Below are 20256 nucleotides of genomic sequence, written 5' to 3'. Positions count from 1 at the left end.
AACGCAACCGGCCACAGATGTCCAGATGTTAACGTTCACATGCGGCCTTGCGCGAGGCTGGTGCACTCAATCATCAGATCTCTAGCTGGGTAGTTCAGCCTCAGCCAGATAGGTGCGCAACCAGCGCTCGGAGGTGACGACGTGCAGCAGCGCGGCCGCGTGTGCCGAGGCCGCGTCGCCGTCGGCCAGCGCCTGGTGGATCGCGGCGTGCTGAGCCAGGGTGAGTGCGGCGGCGTCGTCGTCGACGGTGCCGCGCCACATCCGCGCACGCAGCGTGGAGCTGGAGATGCCGTCGAGCACCGTCGTCAGCGCCTCGTTGCCCGTCGCGGCGGCCACGGCCCGGTGGAACGCCGCGTCGTGCAGGTTGAGCAGTTCGACGTCGTCGGCGGCCGCGTGCATCGCCACGAGATGCCCGTGCACCACCGCGAGATCGGCCTTCGACATCCGGGTCGCGGCGAGCGCGGTCGCGCCCGGCTCCAGCAGCCGCCGCACTTCCATCAGTTCGAGCAGGGTGTCGGCCCGCATCAGTTCGACCGCGGCGCCCAGCCCGGCGAGCAGCAGACCCGGAGCCAAACTGGTGACGTAGGTGCCGTCACCACGTCGCACGTCGAGCACACCGGCCACCGACAGCGCCTTCACCGCTTCCCGCACGGGACTGCGCGACATGCCGAGCTCCGCGGACAGCTCGTGCTCGGGCGGCAGCTTCGCGCCAGCCGGGAAGCGACCGGACCTGACCAGCTCCCGGATTCGCGCGATGGCCTCATCGGTCAATGACATCGGGTGACATGGTAGCGATCACCGCTCGAACGGTGCCCGCGCGCAGGCAACCAGGCCACCCGGACAGACGTCATGGGAGCAGCAACAATTCGGTCAGGAGGCCGCGATGAGGCGTTCCCTCGTAGTGCTGATGACGATCGTCCTCGGTGTGCTGCTGGGGGTGCCCGCCACGGCGGGGGCCAGTACCCCGTACTGCGGCATCACCTGGGGGTCCCTGCCGAAGGAAGCGGGTCCCGGCTCCACCGACGAGCTGTACGGCATCCGCACCGGCCGCCACGACTGCTTCGACCGGATGGTCCTCGACGTGCACGGCGACGTGCACGGCTACTCGGTGCGCTACGTCGACGAGATCCGCAAGGACGGGTCGGGCGAGCTCGTGCCCGTGCGCGGCGGTGCACGGCTGGAGGTCGTCGCGAAGGTGCCGACGATGGCAACCGACGCGATCTTCCTGCCGAACGGCGAACTCGCCGACGTCAGCGCGTACAACACGTTCCGGCACGTCGCGTGGGCCGGCCAGTTCGAGGGGCAGACGACGATCGGGCTGGGCGTCCGCGCGCGGCTGCCGTTCCGGGTGCTGCTGCTCGACGGGCCCGGCACCGGGTCACGCATGGTCGTCGACGTCGCGCACCTCTGGTAGTCAGAACGGTCTGCCCGTACGCGTCGTCGGTCGGGCGCCCTGACCGACGACGTCTACGGGCTAACCAGCGGTCATCCGGTCGCGCTGCTCGACCCGCTCCCACAGCCAGCCGAACCGGTCGATCCGCCACAGTTGCGCCACGACCAGCAGCGCCGTGCCGAACACGGTGGGCCACACCTCCAGGCGCACCAGCCCCCAGACCATGAGCCCGAACCCGGCGAGCCCGAGCACCACCAGAATCCGCAGCACCACGAGGTGGTTCGGCGGCACCAGCGACTTGTCCCGCACCCACGCGTGCTCACCGTAGATCCCGCGGGCCACCCACCCGCGCGGCTCGACCGGCGGGAACGCCGACGGGTTCACGAACAGCCACCCGATCACGGCCGCGATCGGCACCAGGCACCACCAGCCGATCCAGTCGCGGCTCCAGATCCCCAGCAGCATCAACGGAATCGCGGCGAACCGCGTCCACACGCTCCACGGGTTCGCGTGCCGGCGCCAGGCCTCCTCGTCCATCCGGAACGCCTTGGCCACCGCTTCCTTCAGGTCCATCGTGGTCCCTCCCCGGTCTCCGCCAACGCCCTCATCGCTCGTCCACCGCCGTGAACGCCTTGAGCCACCGGTCGTCGGCGAACAACCCGCCGGTGAGCATCTCCAGCCCGGCCCGCGCACTGCGCACCGCCGTCGCGGTCTCCGCCGGATCACCGCCCAGCAACCGGCCGACCTGGTCACCCAGCACCAACGGCGCCAGCAGCCACGACACGTAGGTGACCGCCCGCGCCCGCGCATCCGCCGCCGGGCGTACCCAGCCCTCCGCCTCGCCCTGGGCCAGCCACCGTTCGGTGCGTTCCACGACCTCCGTGAACAAGGTCGTGGCCGCCTCCGAACCGTCCAGCAGGGCACGCGCCAGGTACCGGCGCAACGGGGTCGCCGCCTGCAACATCTCGCCCAACGCGCTGATGTCGGCATCGCCACCGGCTCGGATCGCATCGAGCACGTACTCGTCGCACGCCTGGCGCAGCCCCTCCTTGGAGCCGAAGTGGTGCAGCACCAACGCCGCCGACACCCCGGCGTCCGCGGCGACCGCGCGCACCGAGGTGGCGGCGATGCCATCGGCACCGAACCGGGCCAGGGCGGCGTCACGGATCCGCGCACGCGCGGTCAAGTCCGAGGCTGAACGCATGTTCAGAGTATTGAACAGTTGTTCAGTTCACGCAAGGTTCGCGGGCACCGGGTTTCGCGCGCCGCCGAGGAAGATCGCCAGAGCGGCCTCGGTGGCTTCTTCCGGTGTCATCTGCTCACCGGTGGTCAACCGACGCGAGAAAACGTTTTCAGCATTTCCATTCCATACATCCGACCAATCATTGGCGACGAGACAAAACAAGATTCAACAAACTCTTGCTCAAACAGCACAACAAGTGCCAATGTCTCGCGCCAGTGCTCCAGCGGACGAACCAGCCAGATGTTCGGGAGCCTCGCGTAGAACCTTCATTGATCGGAGGTATCGCATGCCCGAAGGCATCAGTCGTCGAAGCCTGATCACGGGCGCCGGTGCGCTCGTCATCGCCGCCACCGCCACGAGCCAGCTCCCTTCCCCACTCGCGCGGGCGGCCACCCTCACGAGTCCCCTGCCGCTCGGCTGGTGCGTCGACGGCGACGGTGCGTCCACAGTGGACGGCGCGAAGATCGTCCAGTGGCCCGGCACCGGCGGTGCCAACCAGGACTGGCGCATCGTCGGTCTGTAGCACGAGTTCCCACGCACACATCCGGAGAGAACAATGATGTTCCGCAGATGCGCCGTGGCCGTCGCCATGGTTCTCCTGTCCCAGATGACGATCATCGGGCCGGCCTCCGCCGCGCCGGTCGTCATCACGAACGCGACGCAGTTCACCGACACCACCGGAGCCGCGGTGCACGCCCACGGAGGTGGCGTGCTCAAGGTCGGCGCGTTCTACTACTGGTTCGGCGAGAACCGCAATCCCGACAACACCTTCAAGGCCGTGTCGGTCTACCGCTCGACCGACCTGAAGAACTGGGAGTTCCGCAACCACGCGCTGACCCAGTCCAGCGCCGCGGAACTGCAGGTGGCCAACATCGAACGGCCCAAGGTCATCTACAACAGCACCACGCGCAAGTTCGTCATGTGGATGCACAAGGAGAACGGCAAGGACTACAACGAGGCTCGCGCCGCGGTCGCCGTGTCCGACACGGTCGACGGCAACTACACGTGGCAGGGCAGCTTCCGTCCGCCGAGCGGCACGACGTCCCGTGACCAGACGCTGTTCACCGACGACGACGGCACCGCGTACCAGATCACCGCCACCGCCAACAACGCCGACCTGAGCATCTTCCGGCTCAACGCCGCCCACACCGGTTACGACGCCCTCGTCGCGAACCCGTGGCCCGGCCAGTTCCGCGAGGCGCCGGCGTTGTTCAAGCGCAACGGGGTGTACTTCATGCTCACCTCGGGCACCAGCGGCTGGAACCCGAACCAGCAGCGCTACGCCACCGCCACCAGCATCACCGGTCCGTGGACGGCCATGGCGGATGCCGGCAACGCCACCACCTACGGCTCGCAGACGACGTTCGTCCTCCCCGTCCAGGGCACGTCGGGCACCTCGTACCTGTACCTGGGCGACCGGTGGGGCAACTCCATGGGCGGCACCGTCAACGACTCCCAGTACGTCTGGCTGCCGCTGACCTTCCCCACCAACACCACCATCACCCTGCCCTGGTACCCGCAGCTGTCCATCGACACCGCCGCGGGCACGATCACCGGCGTCGGCGGAGGCCCCTACTACAACCTGGTGGCGCGGCACAGCGGCAAGTGCGTCGACGTCTCGAGCAACTCGGCCGCGGACGGCGCGACCGTGCTGCAGTACGGCTGCCGCGGCGGGCTCAACCAGCAGTGGCGGCTGACCGCCACGAGCGGTGGTTACGTCCAGGTCATCGCCCAGCACAGCGGCAAGTGCCTCGACGTCTCGGACGCGTCGACGGCCGACGGCGCGACCGTCCTGCAGTACAGGTGCGGCAGCGGCACCAACCAGCAGTGGTCGTTCCAGGACCAGGGCAACGGCTACTACCGCCTGGTCGCCCGGCACAGCGGCAAGTGTCTCGACGTGTCGGACGCGTCGACGGCCGACGGCGGCCGGCTCATCCAGTGGACCTGCGGCACCGGCACCAACCAGCAGTTCACGCGTCGCACGGTCTGAGTCTGATCTGCTCCCACGCCCCGGCCGTGAACTCGGTCGGGGCGTTCTGCGGATAACAGGGTGAAGACCCTTCGCCCGAAAGGCCACCATGACAGCAACCGACGCGGAGCTCATCGAGGCGTCGCTGCGCGTGCCGGAGAAGTTCGCTCTCCTCTTCGACCGGCACGCACCACACATCCAGCGCTACCTCGCCCGGCGCCTCGGTCAGCAGATCGCCGACGACCTGCTCGCCGAGACGTTTCTCGCGGCGTTCACGAAACGGGAGCGCTACGACTCGTCTCGCCCCGACGCCCGGCCGTGGTTGTACGGCATCGCCACCAACCTGGTCGGTCAGCACCGGCGGGAGGAGGTGCGCCGGCACCGGATGCCCCCGGTCGGGTCCCACGTGGACGACCACGCCGACCGGGTGGCCGCGGACGTCACCGCGCAGGCCATGCGGTCGATGCTGAGCGGCGCGCTGGGGGCGTTGTCCGTCGAGGACAGGGACGTGCTGCTGCTGGTCGCGTGGGAACAGCTCAGTTATCTGGAGGTCGCCGAAGCGCTGGCGGTTCCGGTGGGCACGGTGCGATCCAGGCTGAACCGCGCCCGCCGGAAGGTCCGGGCGGCGTTGGGAACCGACAACCACACCGAGGTCGAGGAGCTGCTCAACAATGGATGACCTTCAGCTCGTCCGGGATCTGGACGACACCCCGCTCAAGTCCGCCGACCAGCTGGCGGCCGCCCGCGCGCAGCTCGTGGCGGGTATGAAACCGGCCAGGCGCGGCCGGGCCGGGATCATCGCCGTGGCGACGATCGCCGTGGCGGCGGCAGCCGCCGCCGTGGCCGTGGTGCTGCCGTCCGGCACACCGGACCCGACCAGCCCTGACGCCGCGATCACCGAGCCCAAGGCCCCGGTGGACGCCGCCGTGCAACTGCTGAACCACGCCGCGGCGGCAGCCCGTTCGAAGCCCGATGTGGTGCCTCGGCCCGACCAGTTCTACTACTTGCGCGACGGCAAGTGGGAGGCGTGGTTCTCCGTTGACGGCACCCGTGACGGCCGGATCAGCACCGGTAGCTCCGACCCGAGCACCGTGCCCGGTTGCGTCGACGGTCGCAGCAGGGTGTTCGACAAGTACGACCGGCCGACTGGCGAAACCGAGCCGTGCACGCCGAAGCGCCGGTACCGGGACGACCTGCCCACCACGCCCGACGAGATGCTGAAGGTGTTGCAGGGCGACGACAAGGACCGGCCTGTCAACTCGTACGGCAAGGACGTGCTGTCCATGTTCGCCTTCTCGTACCTGCCGGGGCCGCAGCGCGCCGCGCTGTTCGAGGCGGCGACCAAGGTGCCGGGGCTCACGCTGGTGGAGAACGTCTCGTCCGGCCGTCCCGGCATCGGGATCACCTGGCCGGTGCCGAAGGGCTCGGCGCCGTCGGCCGAGCCGACGGTGATGGTGTTCGACAAGGACACCTACGAGTACCTCGGCACGAAGAACCAGCCGCAGGGCGTGTCCGGGTTCGTCGACCAGGTGGGCGACCGCATCTAGCCCGGGACTCTTCCCCTTTATGCTCGGCCGGTCGCCGGGAACGGTTCGAGGTGACCAGAGCTCTGGGGGAGTCACGTGCAGCTCACGCATGCCCGCGTTCGCGGTAGAGGGTTCCGACGCGTCCGACGACTGGCGTTGCTGGCGGTCGGCGCGCTGCTGCTGGCCTCGACCACCTCGTCGGGGACGGCGGTGCTGGCCGCCGAGTCGCCGGCCGCGTCGGATCCCCACAACTTCGCACCCGCGTCGCGCACGGTGAAGCCCGTCTCGGTGCACAGGACGGCCGGCACCGTGACCACGCCGGAGAACCTCCTCAACGGCGGCTCGGCCCGGTTGTCCGGCAAGGACTCCTACGTCGTGCTCGACTTCGGCAAAGAGGTCGGCGGCCTGGTCTCCCTGGGGTTCGCCGGTGCGAGCGAGGCGGGCCGGCAGGTCGGTCTCGCGTTCTCCGAAACCGCCGCGTTCGTCGGCGTGGAGAGCGACCGGAGCAGTCAGCACTTCGGCTCGGACGGCGCGATCTTCGCCGCCGTCGGCGGTTCCGGCACCTACACGATGCCCAAGGAGAAGCTGCGGGGCGGATTCCGTTACCTGACGCTGTTTCTCGGCAGCGATGGCTGGGTCGACGTCAACGACGTGACGCTGCAGTTCACGCCGGACCCCGACCGCGCCAACCCGCGCGACTACCCGAACTACTTCCGTTCCAACGACGATCTGCTCGACAAGCTCTGGTACGCGGGCGCGTACACGGTGCAGACCAACACCATCGCGCCCGACACGGGACGAAACAAGGTCGCCCCGAACCCCGGCTGGCAGAACTCCGCCGTCATCGGTCCCGGCACCAGCGTGCTGACCGACGGGGCGAAGCGCGACCGCACGGTGTGGCCCGGCGATCTCGGCGTCGCACTGCCCACCGCGTACGCGTCGCTCAACGACACGAAGTCCTCGCGCAACGCGCTCGAAGCGCTGTACTGGCTGCAGCGGGGCGACGGCATGCTTCCGTACGCCGGTCCGGAGATCAGCCGCCTGGACAGCACGGAAGGGGACACGTACGTCTCGGACACCTACCACCTGTGGACGCTGGTGGGAACCGGGCTGTACCACCGCTACACCGACGACACCAACTGGGTGCGGTGGATCTGGCCGAGGTACGTCAAGGCGATGGACTTCAGCCTGGCGAAGGTCGACGGCACCGGGCTGCTGAACGTCTCCGGGCTGCTCGACTGGGGCCGCTCGTTCAGCCCAGGGCACAAGATCACGGCGAACGCGCTGCTGTACGCGGCGCTCACCTCCGGCGCGAAGCTCGCCGACGCACACGGCGACACGGCGCACGCGAACGCGTGGCGGGAGCGGGCGGCCGCGGTGAAGACCGCGGCCAACGCGCAGCTGTGGAACCCGGCGACCGGCCTGTACCGCGACGTTCCCGGGGCCGCTCTGCACCCGCAGGACGGCAACTCGATGGCCATCTGGTTCGGGCTCACCGACAGCCCCGCGAAGAACGCCTCGATCGTCAGGACGCTCACCGCGAACTGGACCGACATCGGCGCGGTCACACCGGAGGCCGGCAACCTGGTCGGCACGTTCACCGGATCGATGGAACTCACCGCGCGCCTCATGGCGAACGACGACGTCGACGCGCTGGCGTTGATGCGCCGGGCGTGGGGTTTCATGCTCAACTCCCCGAACGGCACCAACAGCACCTTCTGGGAGAGCTTCAAGTACGACGGAAGCCCGTACTACGGCAACTCGTATATGAGCGCCGCGCACGGCTGGGCCACGGGCCCGACCAACGCGCTGACGTTCTTCGTGCTGGGGCTTAATCCCAGCGACGCCACGCACTACGACTTCGTGCCGCACCTCGGCGACCTCAGCCACGTGGAAGGCAACATCACCACGCCGAAGGGCGCGGTGCACGGCACCTGGGACTACACGCCCGGCACGTTCACCTCGAAGCTCACCGCTCCGGCCGGCACCACGGGACGGATCGGCGTCCCCACCTACGGTTCCTCGTCGGTCGAGGTCACCGTGAACGGCGCCACCGTGTGGAGCGGCGGGAAGTTCCAGCCCGGCGCGGGCCTTTCCGGTGGTTCGGCCGACGGCGCCTACGTCTACCTCACCGGCGCGGGCGGCGGCACCTACACCGTCACCGCGACCGGCGTCGTGAAGCCCGACTCGTTCGACGTCGCGGTGCTGCCCGACTACCTGCCGCCCGGCTACACGTTCTGCGCGACCGAGGGCCAGACCTGCACCCCGAACGGCACACAGGTGCTCTCGTTCGGCGCGGGCGACCACGCGTACCGGACGATCAGCGGCCCGGCCAAGTGCGAGATCGGCACGTTCGGGAAGGATCCGGCGCCGAACGTGCTCAAGTCCTGTTACCTCGCCCCCGCGGGCGGGCCCTCCGGTTCAGCCAAGTGCGCCTCCGAGGGTGATGTGTGCCAGGTGGACGGCAGGCGAACGGTCGCGTTCGGCGCGAACGGCGCGTTCCGGTTCATGACGGTCAACGGCACGGCCAAGTGCAACGCCGCGGCGTTCGGTGCCAATCCCCTGCAGGGCGTGGCGAAGTCGTGCTACGTGCTGCCGGACGCACCGGCCGGCGCGTGGGAGAAGTGCGTGGACGAGGGCACCCCGTGCGTGGTCGAGGGCACGCAGGCGTTCGGCGCCAGGGGTTCGTACTGGACGGCGAAGTCGGACAGCACGGCGAACTGCGCGGTCGCCACTTTCGGTGTCGACCCGCTCGTCGACTTCGTGAAGTCCTGCTACGCCTGGACGGGCAAGCCCTCCGGTTTCACGACGGAATGCACGGTGGAGAAAGGAACCTGCTCGTTCACCGGCGAGCAGACCGTCGCGTTCGGACGGAACGGGTCCTATGTGTACCGAACCTTCACCGGATCGACGCCCTGCACCGAAGCGGCGTTCGGCGCCGACCCGGTGTTCGGGGCCGTGAAGTCCTGCTACCTGATCCGCTGACCGGCGGATCAGGCCCTTGCCGCTTCGAGCGCCGATTCGAGGCGTCCAAAATTGTCAGACCCCCTTGCTACGGTCGGACCAGGTGATCAAACCGAGGGGGAGACCGTGGCTGCTGCCACCACGTACCTGGAGCTGTCCGAGGCCGGCGGGGGTGCGCACAAGTTCTACGAGGTGATCGTCGACGGCACGACGGTCACCATCGCGTTCGGCCGCATCGGCGAACGGGGGTCGATTCGCTCGTCCACCTTCGCCGATGAGGTCAAAGCCGTGCAGGCGGCCGAGAAGAAGATCGGCGAGAAGGTGCGCAAGGGCTACGCGCCCGCGGTGAAGGGCGCCCGGCAGCGGCGCCCGATCACCCGGCGCGAGATCACGAGCGTCCGGTCGAGCGCGCGGCAGGCTCCGGTGCTGTGGCGTTTTCACTCCGGCGCGCCCGCGTTCGGCATCTTCATCGGCGAAGACGAGGCGTGGGTCGGCAACGAGCGCGGCGACGTCTTCACCCTCGCGCACGACGGCCAGGTCACCGGCCGCTACGGGCTGCCGGACGGCGTCAAGTGCATCGTCGCCGACGACTTCTGGATCTACGCGGGCTGCGACGACGGCCGCGTGTACGACTTGGGCGGCAAGGTTCCCCGCGTCGCGTACGAGATCGCGACCGACGTCGACATCTACTGGCTCGACATCGACGACGGCGTGCTCGGCGTGTCCGACCGGCAGGGCGGCATCACGATCGTCGACCACGAGGACGAGTTCCAGTGGTCGCGCCGCAGCAGCGGCGAAGGCGCGTGGATGGTGCGGTGCGCGCCGGAAGGCGTGTTCCACGGCCACTCGCGCGGCGTCACGCACTACGCGGCGCGCACCGGCAATCCCGTGTGGCACACCGACACCGTCGGCGCGGTGCTGTTCGGCTGGCAGGAGCCGACCGAGGTCTTCGCGGGCACGAGCCGCGGCTGGGTGCACCGGTTGACGCGCGCCACCGGCGCGGAGACGGGCCGCTACCGTTGCGACGCAGCGGTGTTCTCGTGCGCCACGTCACCAGACGGCGACTACGTGTTCGCCGGCGACAACCACTCGTCCGTCTACTGCTTCGCCGCCGACGGCACGCGCCTGTGGAAGCTCGGCACGGGCTGCGGCTCCGCGTATTCCATGCAGTACCGCGACGACCGCCTGTACATCGTCACCACCGACGGCTCATTGGCGTGCATCGACGCGAGCCCGGCCGCGATCCACGCCGCCGAGCAGGGCGAGGTGCCGCAGCCCAGCGACATCAAGGCCGACCACTGGCAGCGCGTCGAGGCCACCACCGAGGTGGAAACCGTGGTGGCGAGCACGGTTCCGCAGGGCGGCGTCATCGTGGAGTGCGTGCAGGAGGGCGGCCGTCTGCGCGTGCACGTGATCTCCGACGGCTACGACCGCGCCCGCGCGGTGCAGTTCCCGAAGGACATCCGCATCCCCGGCGCGCGCTACCTGGTGACCGAGATCCACACCTCGGCGAGCGGCGGTTTCTACCGAGCGAGGGGAGAAATCAAGCGCCTGCTGTGAGGCGCGGAGCCCTCACCACGTCGTCACCTGGTCCGCCCAGCTACCCAGCGAACTGGTGGAGTGGCTCGCAACGTTGCCGTGGGAATTCGCGGTCAGACGGGTGCCGCGAGGCGCCCTGCTGACCGTGAACCACCTCGGGTCGCACCGCTAGCTGAACCAGGTCAGGTCGCGAGCGCGGGCGATGTCCTCGGCGAGCTGAACAGGATCGCGGTGCCACAACAGCACCGACGCGCCGATCAGTCCGCCATCGCTGGCGTTCCCCTCCCAGCCGACCCTGCGAACGTGGACCTCGTGCTCACTCTCAAGTCCACTCAGGTCGGGTCCCGGCGCGTGCAACCGCGCGCCCGGCATGACCGGCGGCCACAGCCAGCCGGCGTGGAGGCCCTGCGAAACCGGCTCCGACACAGGCAGTCCCGCCTGCATCCTGAGGTTGGCCACCTCCAGGTTCACCCCGGCGTGCAACCGCGCCAGCTCCGACACCAACGCCCCCGGCGCCCGACCGGCAACCTCCAGCACCACCAGCTCCCCGTCGCCGTTCACCGCGAACTCGGTGTGCACGACGAAACTCCCCTCACCCCCCAACGCCCGCACGACGCGTTCGTTCAACTCGTGCGCGGCCGCGGTGAACGGCGACACCGGCTCAGTGACACCACCGAGCGTGCGCCCGACGTCGACACCGAGCAGCGGCCCCAGGTACCGCCCCACCTGCACCGGCGTGATCACACCGTCCCGCACCAGCGCGTTGACGTGGTGCAACGTGCCGTCAACGAACTCGTCAACCTGCCACCCGGCCTCACCGTCGTGCGCACCCAACCAGTCCCGCACCTCCTGCGGCGTGCGCAAGATCGCGATGCCGCGCGAGTTCGCCTCCTGCCGAGGCTTAGCCACCACGGGCAGCCCGATCTCCTCGACCAACACCCCCGCCGCCTCGGTGACAACAGGCTCGAAGGCGTGAAACCGCGGCACCCGAACACCACCGGCCGCGAGCAACCGCTTCATCAACACCTTGTCCAGATACGCAAGCGGCCGCCGCGGATGCCGAGCCGCGAGGCCCAGCTCCTCCCGCAACCGCGCACACTCGGCGAGGCAGTACTCGTCGTTCGTCACAACCTCGACCGGCCCCTCGAACCTGCGAAGGTGCGCGAGCCACTTCTCCCGGGCCACCACGGTGACCTCGGGCATGACCCCGGTGACGTCCTCGCGCACCACCGCGCCCGCCGGACCGTCGGTCACCACGACGAGGTCGAACTCGTCAGGCGGAAACGCCACGGCCGGCGCCACGGTGAACGGCTGCTTCGACTGCAACGCAACAATCGTCGTCCTCATCGGTGCTCCCCCAGCTCTCGCACAAGGTACTAGTTCCGGTACAACGGGTTCGGGAAGTCCACGTACCGGCTCGCCGCGCCCTCCGCCCGCGTCCACCGCAGCAACAGGTTCGCTTTCGCCGGCACGAACGGGTTCTCCAACAAAGCCAGCTCACACCCGTAGTCCCGGGCATAAGCAACGAAAACGGCCCGCGCCTCCGCCCAGACATCCAACCCGGGATGCCGCTCCAGCACCGCACCGGCAATCTCCACGAGATGGTTGACAACGAGGCAGTACTGCAGCCGCTCCCACCCCTTGGCCTCCGACACCCCGCGACCATCACCGTCCACTTCGGACAACAGCTGCGCGTGCCGAGGCAACAACCGCATGCCTTCCGGATCACGGTAGATCGCCTGAACCGGCATCCCCGATGCATCCACCCCCACCAGCACGTTCTGCAGGTGGCACTCCATCACCACACCGTGCGCGAAAAACGCGTGCAGCACAGGCGGAACGACGACCGAAACGTACTGACGGAACCACTCCAACGCCGTCGACGGGTCCAGTCCGTCCAACGGATTGCCGTCGAACCCCTCGCTGATTCCGGCCGCCAGCAACGGAGTAACGCCGGGCAACGTGCGCTGCCGAACACCGTCACGCACGACAACAGCAAGTCCCTCAAAGGATTCCGCAGAAGTCCGGTAGCCGCGATCGATCAGGAACGCCGCACCGGGAAACACCGAAGCGATGTCCGCGAACACCGGCCTCAACAGACGGGCGAGTGGCGGAATCCAGCGCAGGTCATGAGCCCACAGGCGGCGCACGTCGTTCGTGATCTGCACGTCGAGGCTGAACTTGTAGAACAGGTCGGCCACCGGGTCGTAGACCGTGCGCACCGAAGACGTCGGCCACACCTCGTGATCAGCCGAGGCACCTTCCAGCCCCAGCAACGAAAGCTGCCACGGATGCGCGGGCAGCACCCCGGCGGGCAACGGCACCTCGCCGTCGTCGATGAAGGAACCTTCCAGGTGTGCCAACGAAAAGCGCGCGTGCACCTCGGGCGCGTACGGCAGCCAGTCCGACGCGGGCAGCCCGCCGCGGCCCTTCGGCGCCGGGTGGTAGCGGTGGCCGGCGATCAGCGCTTGCTCCGAGCGTTGGTAGAGGTCGGGCGGTGGGGCGGGACGGGCGTCGAGGACGGCGGCGATCGCGGCCCGCGAGCCCGCTATCTCGTCCAGGAAGCCGACCGGTGGGTCGCCCAGCTCCTTGGTGATGAGCACCGCGAGCTCCTGCCAGGAAACCGGCTGCCACGAACCGGAAAACAATTCAGGTTCGGTGAGCCAGCGACCCTCCCTCGCCCGCAGCAGGACGTCGGTGCGGGGCAGCCGGATCGTGCCGCCGGGGCCTGGTTCTGCCACCTCGCGGCGCAGGCAGTTCAGCAGCGCGGTCGTGGTGATGCCGTCGGGGTCAGTGATCGCTTCCACCGGTGTCCGCTTTCCTGAAGGCGATGTGTCAGGATCTGATCATTCTGACGCAGACGCCGATCGAGACCGAGTTCGCCGCCACGCTTCCACCCGAACGCGCCGAGCGGTTTCTCGCGGCATTGCCGGGGGCGCGTGCGGCTGTGCTCGCCCGGCTGCGCCGAGCCCTCGCGGTTGAGCCGTTGCCTCAGGTCAGAGTCGATCCAGCGGAGGATCTCCACCCGGTCGACCTCCTCACCGCACTGCGCTGGCCCCACGCTGAGAGCCTCATCACCGAAGTCGCCCACAGCGTGGCCGGACTGGCGCTCTCCCGCACAACGAGCGCGCTCACGACTCCATTCCTCGAACGGTCGTTGGAGGAGCACGAGCAGAGCGTGGTCGACGGCCATCCGCTGCACCCGTGTTGCCGCAACCGCACCGGGTTCACCGCCAGAGACCACCTGGCGTACGGCCCGGAGCACCGGACGACCGTTGCGCTACGTCTCCACCCGACAGCGGACCACGTCGTGTTCGGCGACTGGCCCGACGAACTCCGCGACGGCGCGCAGCTCCTCCTGCCGGTGCACCCGTGGCAGGCTGAACGACTTAAAACCCCCACGATCGGCACGCTCGACGCCAGCCCCCTCATGGCGTTGCGGACCCTCTCCACCGAGAACTGGCACGTCAAGACGACCCTGAGCGCGCAGATCACCTCGGCCGTGCGGGACATCTCCGCCGGCTCGATCGTCACCGCGACCACGGTCTCCGACTTCCTCACCGCGCGGGTCGAGGGCATCGAGCTGCAGCACAACCGGGCGTCCGCGGCGGTTCGCACCGACGGCGAGCCGGACCGCGCGCTCGGCGTGATCCTGCGCGACAAACCCGTGCCAGGCGACCACGAAACCCTGCTGCCGCTGGCCGCGCTGACCGCGCGCCCGGTCGACGGCGGCCCTCCCCCGATCCGCGCGCTCGGCGACCCGGTCGCGTGGTTGAAGGAGTTCGCCGAGCTGGCCGTGCCGCCGTTGATGACGCTGCTCGCGCGTGGCGTGGCGTTGGAAGCGCACGAACAGAATCTCGTCATCGGTCTCGTGAACGGCAGACCGCACCGGTTGATCTACCGCGACCTGGCGGACATCCGCGTCAGTCCGCGCGCGGATCTCCCCGAACGGCTGCACGGGAGCCCGGAAGGCCTGCGCGCCAAGACGTTCGCGACGTTCTTCGCGACCGCGCTGACCGGCATCGTCAACGCCCTCGACGCACCTGAAGCCGAGCTGTGGCAAACGATCGCGAGGACAGTCCCGGACACGCCTGACAGGCACGCGTTGCTGCACGACCCGATTCCGGCCAAACCGCTCACGTTGATGCGGCTCGACCCGAAGACGACGAAATGGGCGTACCTGTCCAACCCGTTCTAGCCCAGCAACGCCGAACGGTGCTGCCACGCCAACGACAACAGCGCCGCACCCGCCGCCTGAGTCGGCTCAGCACGCACGAACCGCTCGATGTTCGCGGCGGTGAACGAAAGCCCCTCCAGAACGCGGCCTTCTTCGTTGTGCGACACCAGATCCCCGAACAGCTCGTCGAACCGCGCAGCCTCGATCACCGCCACCGTCAGCATGTCCGTGGCGAACGTCAGCGGATCCACGCCCATGCCGAGGTAGAACACCCGAGCCGCAGACGTCAGCTCCAGTGCGAACGGCCACGTCGAATAGTCGGCGGAGTGGATCTCCGGCGCCCCGAGCAGCTCCTCGGCGAACTCGCGGATCATGCAGTGCCACAACGAGAAGTCGCTGTCCTGCGCGCCCTGGAAGACACCGACGGGCAGCACCTGGTACATCCCGCCCGCATGGCCGACGCGCTTCGGGTCGCGCCAGTGCAGGAAGAACGTCGAGCCGAGTGGCGAGTGGCGGATGGTGAGCGTGCTGATGGCGACGTTGACCGGGCGACGGGTGAGATCGCACGGATTGCCGATCGACGCACGCAGCGGCAACTCAGAAACCCGCCCGAGCGAACGCGCCGCGTACTCGTGCGCGCAGGCCTCGCCCACGTCGATGCCGTCGAAGTAGGAGCCGATCCCGAACGTCAACCGCCGACCGCTGAAGTCGAGCAACCGGTAGGTCTCGCGGTTCTGGAACACCGTGGGCGCGGCCAAAGCGGCCATCGCCTCCGAGTAACTGCCGAAGCCATCGGGAAGCAGACCCGAAACCGGCTGGAAAACCTCACCGGACCGACGCAGCTCCAAAGTCAGGTCCGACAACGGAACGGGCGCCGCCGGCGTCCAGTGCTGGGCGGTGAGGAGCGGGGTGCCGGCGACCTTCGGCACGTCCGGGTACTCCGTAGCGGCCTCCAGCGCCAGGGCGTGGCGGTGTTCCAGCAGGTGAGCGCGCACTTCGAGCCACTCGGCAGACGTCGGCATGCCCCCATTGTCAGGCGAAGAGGCCGGCCAGCTCCTGCCGGGAGCTGATCGCGAGCTTCCGGTACGCGGCCGCGAGATGGCTTTCCACCGTGCGCACCGAGACCACGAGCGTCTCGGCGATCGCCCGGTCGGTCTTGCCCGCCGCCGCGTGCCGCACGACCTCCAGCTCACGTCTGGTGAGCCCGTGCCTGCGTTCGGTCAGTTCAGCGAACTTCGCCGCCTCAAGGGGCATCCCGGCTGCCCGGTAGGCCTCGGCCGCCGCCAGCAGGTCGGAGGCCGACCGGGACGCACGGGCGCAGATCCCGATCGCGCGGGCCCTGGTCTCCGGCGCCTCGAACGAACGGTCGCCGAGCGCGTGCACGGCCTCGGCGGCAGCGCCCTGCTCGGCCGCCGCGGCGAGGTAGTAGACCATGCAGCGCAACGATCCCGCGTCCGCGGCCTCCCGTGCGGCCGCGAGGTACAACGCGGCCGCCGGCTCCTGTCGCGCGGTGGCCGACGCCGCCGCCACCCACGTGGCCAGCGCGGGCAACACCGCGACCTCGTCCGGTTTCTCGCTGGCCGGCAGCCCTGCCGCCGCTTCGGCCACGGCGAGGTTGGCGATCACCTCGGACCGGAACGCTCCTCTGCCCGCGTTCTGCACCACCAGCGCCTCGCGCAGCCTGGCCAGGGAGGGCATGTCACCGTCCGGTCCGAGCAGCCCCGCGACCGAGCGGGCGAGACCTCGGTAGTACGGCGATATGTCCGTCGCGGAGGTCAGCGCGGCCATCGCCTCCGCGGCCTCGCGCGGACGGTCCGCCATCACCAAAGCCGCCGCGCTGACCAAGGTTGCCCGGCCCCACGCCGTCCGCGACGGAGCACCCGCGAGGACCTTCTCGGCACGAGTCAGCGCTTCGGCCGGGCGGGCCGAGAACAGCGTCGCCACCGCCGCGGCTGATTCCAGGTCGGCGTGAAACCGTTCGGGCAGTGGGGCTTTCTCCAGCAGATCGACCGCCGCCAACGGCTTGCGGTCGCACCAGATCGTCAGCGACGCCTGCGTGAGCACGACGGCAAGCCGGTCGTCGTCGTCACGAACTCGTTGGGACGCAAGGTGATAGGCCTGCCACGCCGATCCGGGCGAACCGCACTCGGCGTGAGCATCGGCCAGCACGAGCGCCGCGTGCGGGCCGGGATCCAACGACAAAGCCCGTTCAGCGAGTTGCACGGCCAGTTTGGGCTGGTCCAGCAGGACCGTCCGGGCCGCCGCCACGAACTGCGCCGGGTCGGTGACGCCCGAGTCGAGCAACAGATGCGGTCGGCCAGGGTCAACGGCCAGCAGCCGGTCCACGAGCCGACGTCGGCGCAACGGCGTGAGAAACGGTGCGGCGGCCGCGGCGAGCATCGGGTGCGACAACCGGACGGTGCCCGCCGCTCCGTCGACCAGGCCGCGTTCCTCGATCTCCGCGAACCCCTCCGGCGAGGCGGTCCTGCACAGCACGTCCACGGTGACCGGCTCGGCGAGCACCAGCGCGCACAACGCCTCGACACCTTCGGCCGACAGTCCGGTGATCGGCTGGGCAGCCGCGACGGGCGGGACGTCGGTGTCGCCGCGCCACATCCACACGTCGCCGGTGCGGGTGAGCGTGCCGTCCATCAGGCCGCGCTGCACCAGTTCGGTCAGGTGGCGCCCGTTGCCGCGGCTCCACCGCCAGAGCAGGTCGGCCGTGCGGGGCGCGATCTCGCCGCCGAGCCCTTCCGCCAACGCTCCCGCCGTGTCGTCGCGGCCGAAGGGCTGCAACGGCATCATGTCCAGGAACCCGTCCTTGACCAGCGCGAGCACCGCGTCCGGCACCGGTCCGGTGAGCTGGGCGGTGACGAGCATCCGCGCAGACCCGCCGACGGCCAGCGCGAGCAACGTGGTCGCGGAGGCCTCGTCGAGCAGGTGGGCGTCGTCCACGACGAGCAACGACCGCGGCCCGAGCCTCCTGCGCAACTCCTTGAGCACCGCGACCGGGTGCAGGTCTTCCAACAGCCCGGCCAGCGCGCCGAACGGCATCGACCGGCTGCTCTCGGTCGCGACGACCCAGTGGACCTCGGCGCCGGTCAGCTCCGCGAGGGCCCGCGCGAACCACGTCCTGCCGACCCCGGGTTCGCCGGTGACCAGCACACCTCGGGTGCGGATCCGGCCGAGTGCGTAGTCGAGCTGCGGCTGACGCCACCGCCGTCCGGTGGTGGCGTCAGCCGTGGGACATCTGCGCAACGCCAGCTCCGCGACAGGGTTCATGCCTCGGATGGTGACAGCCGCGCCTGCTCGGTGCGAGCGATTTCACCGAAACCGCTCGCACTGTCCACAGTGGAGTCAGCTGGCGCAGACCTGCCAGTTGTTCAGACCCCACGAGTTTTCGGTGTTGTCGTCGTCCTCCAGGGCGCCGATGGACACCTCCTGCCGCGGGAAGTCCGACGGGAGCACCGACAGCATGTGCGCCTGCCCGAGCGAACCGGTCAGGTCGAACATCGGGCCCAGCACCTTCTTGCCCGCTGGGCACTCCTTCGTGGTGATCTTGCCGGCCGAGTGGATCGGGCCGGGCTTGTTCACGATCTCCCAGCCCGCCGGCTGGAACGCGCAGATCGCGTAGGCGTCGAGGAACCAGCTCGACGACGTGCCCGCCTTGCCCTCGAAGGCCTTGGTGGAGACCTGGTTGGTGGTCGGCAGCAGTTCGTCGACCAGCACCGTGCCCAGCCCGCCGACGACGTCGAACCCGCCACCGACGACCACCTTGCCGGGTGAACAGGTCGCGACCGCCGGCTTCTCGAACTCCGATCCGATGTTCACGCTGCGGCCGACTTTGATCTCGTAACCGGGCAACGGGTTGGCGCACACGGCGATCACCGTGATGCCCCAGTTCTTCGAGGTGCCGTTGGCGTCCTCGTAGGCCGTGCCGGTGACGAAGGTGTCCCTCATGATCAGCTCGTTCATGACGACGGACCCGTCGTTGCCGACGCCGGTCGCGGTGGAGAACCCTCCGCCGACCACGACCATGCCCGGCGGGCAGTTCGCGGTCCTGCTCTTCGGACTGACGGAGTTGATCTCACTCACGACCGGTACGTGCTCCGTGGTGACCGCTTGCACGGACACCGGTGCCGCCTGAGCCGTTCCTGCCATCGCCAGCAGCCCGATTCCCAGCAGCGCGATGAGCCTGCGCATCCGAATCCCCCTCGCATTTGGTGAAATGTGACTTCGACATTTCAGCCGCGAGGGGTGGAAGCGGACATCCGTGGAGCGGTACGGAGATTTCCGGCACGAGGTACGGAGACGGGTCCTGCGCACACGACGAAATGACCGGGCCGTCCTGCTTGGCCCGGTCTCCGCTCTACGAGGTGGTCAGGCCCGCCAGCGCCTGGACGCGTGGACGACTTCGCCGACCGCACGAGCAAGGCTTCCGTCGGCGTCGACGTGGTGCTCGTACTCGACGGCCGGAAGCGGCTTGGCCACCTCGGGCGGTGCCTCGTACGAGTCGCTGTCTTCCCAACGCAGCCTGCGCGCCGTCTTCACGAACACGACCGCCGCGGCCAGCAGCAACACCCCGACCACGGCCGGCCACCAGACCGATTCCGCGACCGCGATGGCGAACTGGACCTGGGCCACCACGACGAAGACGACAGTGAGTCCGACCACCGACCACGGGGCCGATCTACCGTCGCTTCTGCGCTTGGCGGCACCGGTTGCCCCCATTGGCGTCACCTCCACCGATGTTGTCGTGGACATCGGCGATTGATCGCACGGAGTTACAGGTCTCAGCGTACTCTCTGGTCGTTTGGTTGCATTCCGTCATCTTCGGCAGATCTGCGGAACTGCGAATAACCGCAGCCCAGCCGATGCGCGATTCACCCCGTGGTGTGATCATCGACCGGGTGTCCGCTCTGCACGCGGGAGATCCCGCCACTTTTGCCACCGATGTCCTGGACGAGGGTCCGGCCGAGCTCGAGTACGAGCCGGGCGTGGCCTCGCGCAGGCCCACCAAGACGTGTGCCGGTGGCGCGCTGATCCGTGATTCCACGGGACGTGTGCTCTTCGTGGTGCCGATCTACAAGGCGGTGCTGGACATCCCCGGCGGCATGGCCGAGGACGACGAGTCCCCCAAGGCGGCGACGATCCGCGAGATCCGGGAGGAGCTCGGACTGTCCCGGCCCCTCGGACGGTTGCTCGTCGTGGACTGGACGCCGCGCAACGGGATCTGGCGCGACTGCCACCAGTTCGTGTTCGACGGTGGCGTTGTGGACGATGCGGTGGCGCACGACCCCGAACTGTCCGGGGTGGTCTACCTGACGCTCGACGACGCCAAACCCAAGATCTACCCGTCGCTGCACCGGCGCCTCACCCTCGCCGTAGCCGCACTGGAAAGCGGCACCACCCGCTACGCCGAATTCGGCCGCGAAGTCTGACCAG

At 69.1% G+C, this 20256-nt stretch carries 18 protein-coding genes; 9 read left to right on the top strand and 9 right to left on the bottom strand.

The window, feature by feature from the left end:
• Window positions 1–81 precede the first annotated feature (81 nt).
• Window positions 82–777 carry a FadR/GntR family transcriptional regulator gene (locus G7043_RS34750; protein WP_166052883.1) on the bottom strand — a complete coding sequence of 232 codons (696 nt, stop codon included), beginning with the start codon at window positions 775–777 and terminating at the stop codon, window positions 82–84.
• 106 nt (window positions 778–883) lie between these two features.
• On the opposite strand from G7043_RS34750, the gene G7043_RS34745 reads away from it, so the two are divergent.
• Complete coding sequence (locus G7043_RS34745) at window positions 884–1414, top strand: AMIN-like domain-containing (lipo)protein (RefSeq protein WP_166052882.1); 531 nt, start codon at window positions 884–886, stop codon at window positions 1412–1414.
• 60 nt (window positions 1415–1474) lie between these two features.
• On the opposite strand, the gene G7043_RS34740 is transcribed toward G7043_RS34745, so the two are convergent.
• Window positions 1475–1966 carry a DUF6653 family protein gene (locus G7043_RS34740; protein ID WP_166052881.1) on the bottom strand — a complete coding sequence of 164 codons (492 nt, stop codon included), beginning with the start codon at window positions 1964–1966 and terminating at the stop codon, window positions 1475–1477.
• Between the two features lie 31 nt (window positions 1967–1997).
• Window positions 1998–2597 (bottom strand): TetR/AcrR family transcriptional regulator, encoded by a 600-nt coding sequence (locus G7043_RS34735; RefSeq protein ID WP_166052880.1) that lies wholly within the window; start codon window positions 2595–2597, stop codon window positions 1998–2000.
• Between the two features lie 325 nt (window positions 2598–2922).
• Here G7043_RS34735 and G7043_RS34730 point away from each other — a divergent pair, with 325 nt between their 5' ends.
• From G7043_RS34730 to G7043_RS34705, 6 genes are all read left to right on the top strand, one after another.
• Window positions 2923–3159 carry an RICIN domain-containing protein gene (locus G7043_RS34730; RefSeq protein WP_166052879.1) on the top strand — a complete coding sequence of 79 codons (237 nt, stop codon included), beginning with the start codon at window positions 2923–2925 and terminating at the stop codon, window positions 3157–3159.
• Between the two features lie 33 nt (window positions 3160–3192).
• Complete coding sequence (locus G7043_RS34725; RefSeq protein WP_242642970.1) at window positions 3193–4626, top strand: RICIN domain-containing protein; 1434 nt, start codon at window positions 3193–3195, stop codon at window positions 4624–4626.
• A gap of 88 nt (window positions 4627–4714) precedes the next feature.
• The gene (locus G7043_RS34720; RefSeq protein WP_166052878.1) at window positions 4715–5284 is read left to right on the top strand and encodes an RNA polymerase sigma factor; all 570 of its coding nucleotides are present in this window, start codon (window positions 4715–4717) and stop codon (window positions 5282–5284) included.
• The gene (locus G7043_RS34715) at window positions 5277–6152 is read left to right on the top strand and encodes a CU044_5270 family protein (RefSeq protein WP_166052877.1); all 876 of its coding nucleotides are present in this window, start codon (window positions 5277–5279) and stop codon (window positions 6150–6152) included. The genes G7043_RS34720 and G7043_RS34715 overlap by 8 nt, the downstream gene beginning before the upstream one ends.
• Before the next feature lie 75 nt (window positions 6153–6227).
• Window positions 6228–9116, top strand: coding sequence for an alpha-L-rhamnosidase-related protein (locus G7043_RS34710; protein ID WP_166052876.1), 2889 nt, complete (start codon window positions 6228–6230; stop codon window positions 9114–9116).
• A gap of 105 nt (window positions 9117–9221) precedes the next feature.
• A complete protein-coding gene (locus G7043_RS34705; protein ID WP_166052875.1) occupies window positions 9222–10655 on the top strand; it encodes a WGR domain-containing protein in 1434 nt (477 codons plus the stop codon).
• A gap of 147 nt (window positions 10656–10802) precedes the next feature.
• On the opposite strand, the gene G7043_RS34700 is transcribed toward G7043_RS34705, so the two are convergent.
• Window positions 10803–11981, bottom strand: a complete 1179-nt coding sequence (locus tag G7043_RS34700; RefSeq protein WP_166052873.1) for an ATP-grasp domain-containing protein — start codon at window positions 11979–11981, stop codon at window positions 10803–10805.
• Window positions 11982–12010: 29 nt separating this feature from the next.
• Window positions 12011–13441, bottom strand: coding sequence for an IucA/IucC family protein (locus G7043_RS34695; protein WP_207312096.1), 1431 nt, complete (start codon window positions 13439–13441; stop codon window positions 12011–12013).
• 2 nt (window positions 13442–13443) lie between these two features.
• Between G7043_RS34695 and G7043_RS34690 the strand changes: the two genes are divergently transcribed.
• Entirely contained in the window at window positions 13444–14832 is a 1389-nt protein-coding gene (locus tag G7043_RS34690; RefSeq protein WP_207312095.1) for an IucA/IucC family protein, read from the top strand.
• Here G7043_RS34690 and G7043_RS34685 read toward each other — a convergent pair.
• From G7043_RS34685 to G7043_RS34670, 4 genes are all read right to left on the bottom strand, one after another.
• On the bottom strand, window positions 14829–15833 hold the full coding sequence (locus G7043_RS34685) for a transcriptional regulator (RefSeq protein WP_166052872.1): 1005 nt from the start codon (window positions 15831–15833) through the stop codon (window positions 14829–14831). The genes G7043_RS34690 and G7043_RS34685 overlap by 4 nt on opposite strands.
• 10 nt (window positions 15834–15843) lie before the next feature.
• A complete protein-coding gene (locus G7043_RS34680; protein ID WP_166052871.1) occupies window positions 15844–18093 on the bottom strand; it encodes a helix-turn-helix transcriptional regulator in 2250 nt (749 codons plus the stop codon).
• Window positions 18094–18168: 75 nt separating this feature from the next.
• Complete coding sequence (locus tag G7043_RS34675) at window positions 18169–19014, bottom strand: hypothetical protein (protein WP_166052870.1); 846 nt, start codon at window positions 19012–19014, stop codon at window positions 18169–18171.
• A gap of 177 nt (window positions 19015–19191) precedes the next feature.
• Window positions 19192–19542, bottom strand: a complete 351-nt coding sequence (locus G7043_RS34670) for a hypothetical protein (protein WP_166052869.1) — start codon at window positions 19540–19542, stop codon at window positions 19192–19194.
• A gap of 179 nt (window positions 19543–19721) precedes the next feature.
• Between G7043_RS34670 and G7043_RS34665 the strand changes: the two genes are divergently transcribed.
• Entirely contained in the window at window positions 19722–20252 is a 531-nt protein-coding gene (locus tag G7043_RS34665) for an NUDIX hydrolase (protein ID WP_313888218.1), read from the top strand.
• Window positions 20253–20256: the final 4 nt, after the last annotated feature.

Origin of the sequence: Lentzea alba, from assembly GCF_011067745.1 — a bacterium.
Lineage (GTDB): Bacteria > Actinomycetota > Actinomycetes > Mycobacteriales > Pseudonocardiaceae > Lentzea > Lentzea alba.
This window is presented reverse-complemented; position numbering and strand designations above follow the sequence as displayed.

Bases quoted from the DNA above. Each gene is read 5' to 3' on its own strand.
- G7043_RS34715 (WP_166052877.1), top strand. From the start codon at position 5,277: ATGGATGACCTTCAGCTCGTCCGGGATCTGGACGACACCCCGCTCAAG.
- G7043_RS34720 (WP_166052878.1), top strand. From the start codon at position 4,715: ATGACAGCAACCGACGCGGAGCTCATCGAGGCGTCGCTGCGCGTGCCG.
- G7043_RS34750 (WP_166052883.1), bottom strand. From the start codon at position 777: ATGTCATTGACCGATGAGGCCATCGCGCGAATCCGGGAGCTGGTCAGG.
- G7043_RS34700 (WP_166052873.1), bottom strand. From the start codon at position 11,981: ATGAGGACGACGATTGTTGCGTTGCAGTCGAAGCAGCCGTTCACCGTG.
- G7043_RS34735 (WP_166052880.1), bottom strand. From the start codon at position 2,597: ATGCGTTCAGCCTCGGACTTGACCGCGCGTGCGCGGATCCGTGACGCC.
- G7043_RS34685 (WP_166052872.1), bottom strand. From the start codon at position 15,833: ATGCCGACGTCTGCCGAGTGGCTCGAAGTGCGCGCTCACCTGCTGGAA.
- G7043_RS34670 (WP_166052869.1), bottom strand. From the start codon at position 19,542: ATGGGGGCAACCGGTGCCGCCAAGCGCAGAAGCGACGGTAGATCGGCC.
- G7043_RS34680 (WP_166052871.1), bottom strand. From the start codon at position 18,093: ATGAACCCTGTCGCGGAGCTGGCGTTGCGCAGATGTCCCACGGCTGAC.
- G7043_RS34745 (WP_166052882.1), top strand. From the start codon at position 884: ATGAGGCGTTCCCTCGTAGTGCTGATGACGATCGTCCTCGGTGTGCTG.
- G7043_RS34740 (WP_166052881.1), bottom strand. From the start codon at position 1,966: ATGGACCTGAAGGAAGCGGTGGCCAAGGCGTTCCGGATGGACGAGGAG.
- G7043_RS34730 (WP_166052879.1), top strand. From the start codon at position 2,923: ATGCCCGAAGGCATCAGTCGTCGAAGCCTGATCACGGGCGCCGGTGCG.
- G7043_RS34725 (WP_242642970.1), top strand. From the start codon at position 3,193: ATGATGTTCCGCAGATGCGCCGTGGCCGTCGCCATGGTTCTCCTGTCC.
- G7043_RS34675 (WP_166052870.1), bottom strand. From the start codon at position 19,014: ATGCGCAGGCTCATCGCGCTGCTGGGAATCGGGCTGCTGGCGATGGCA.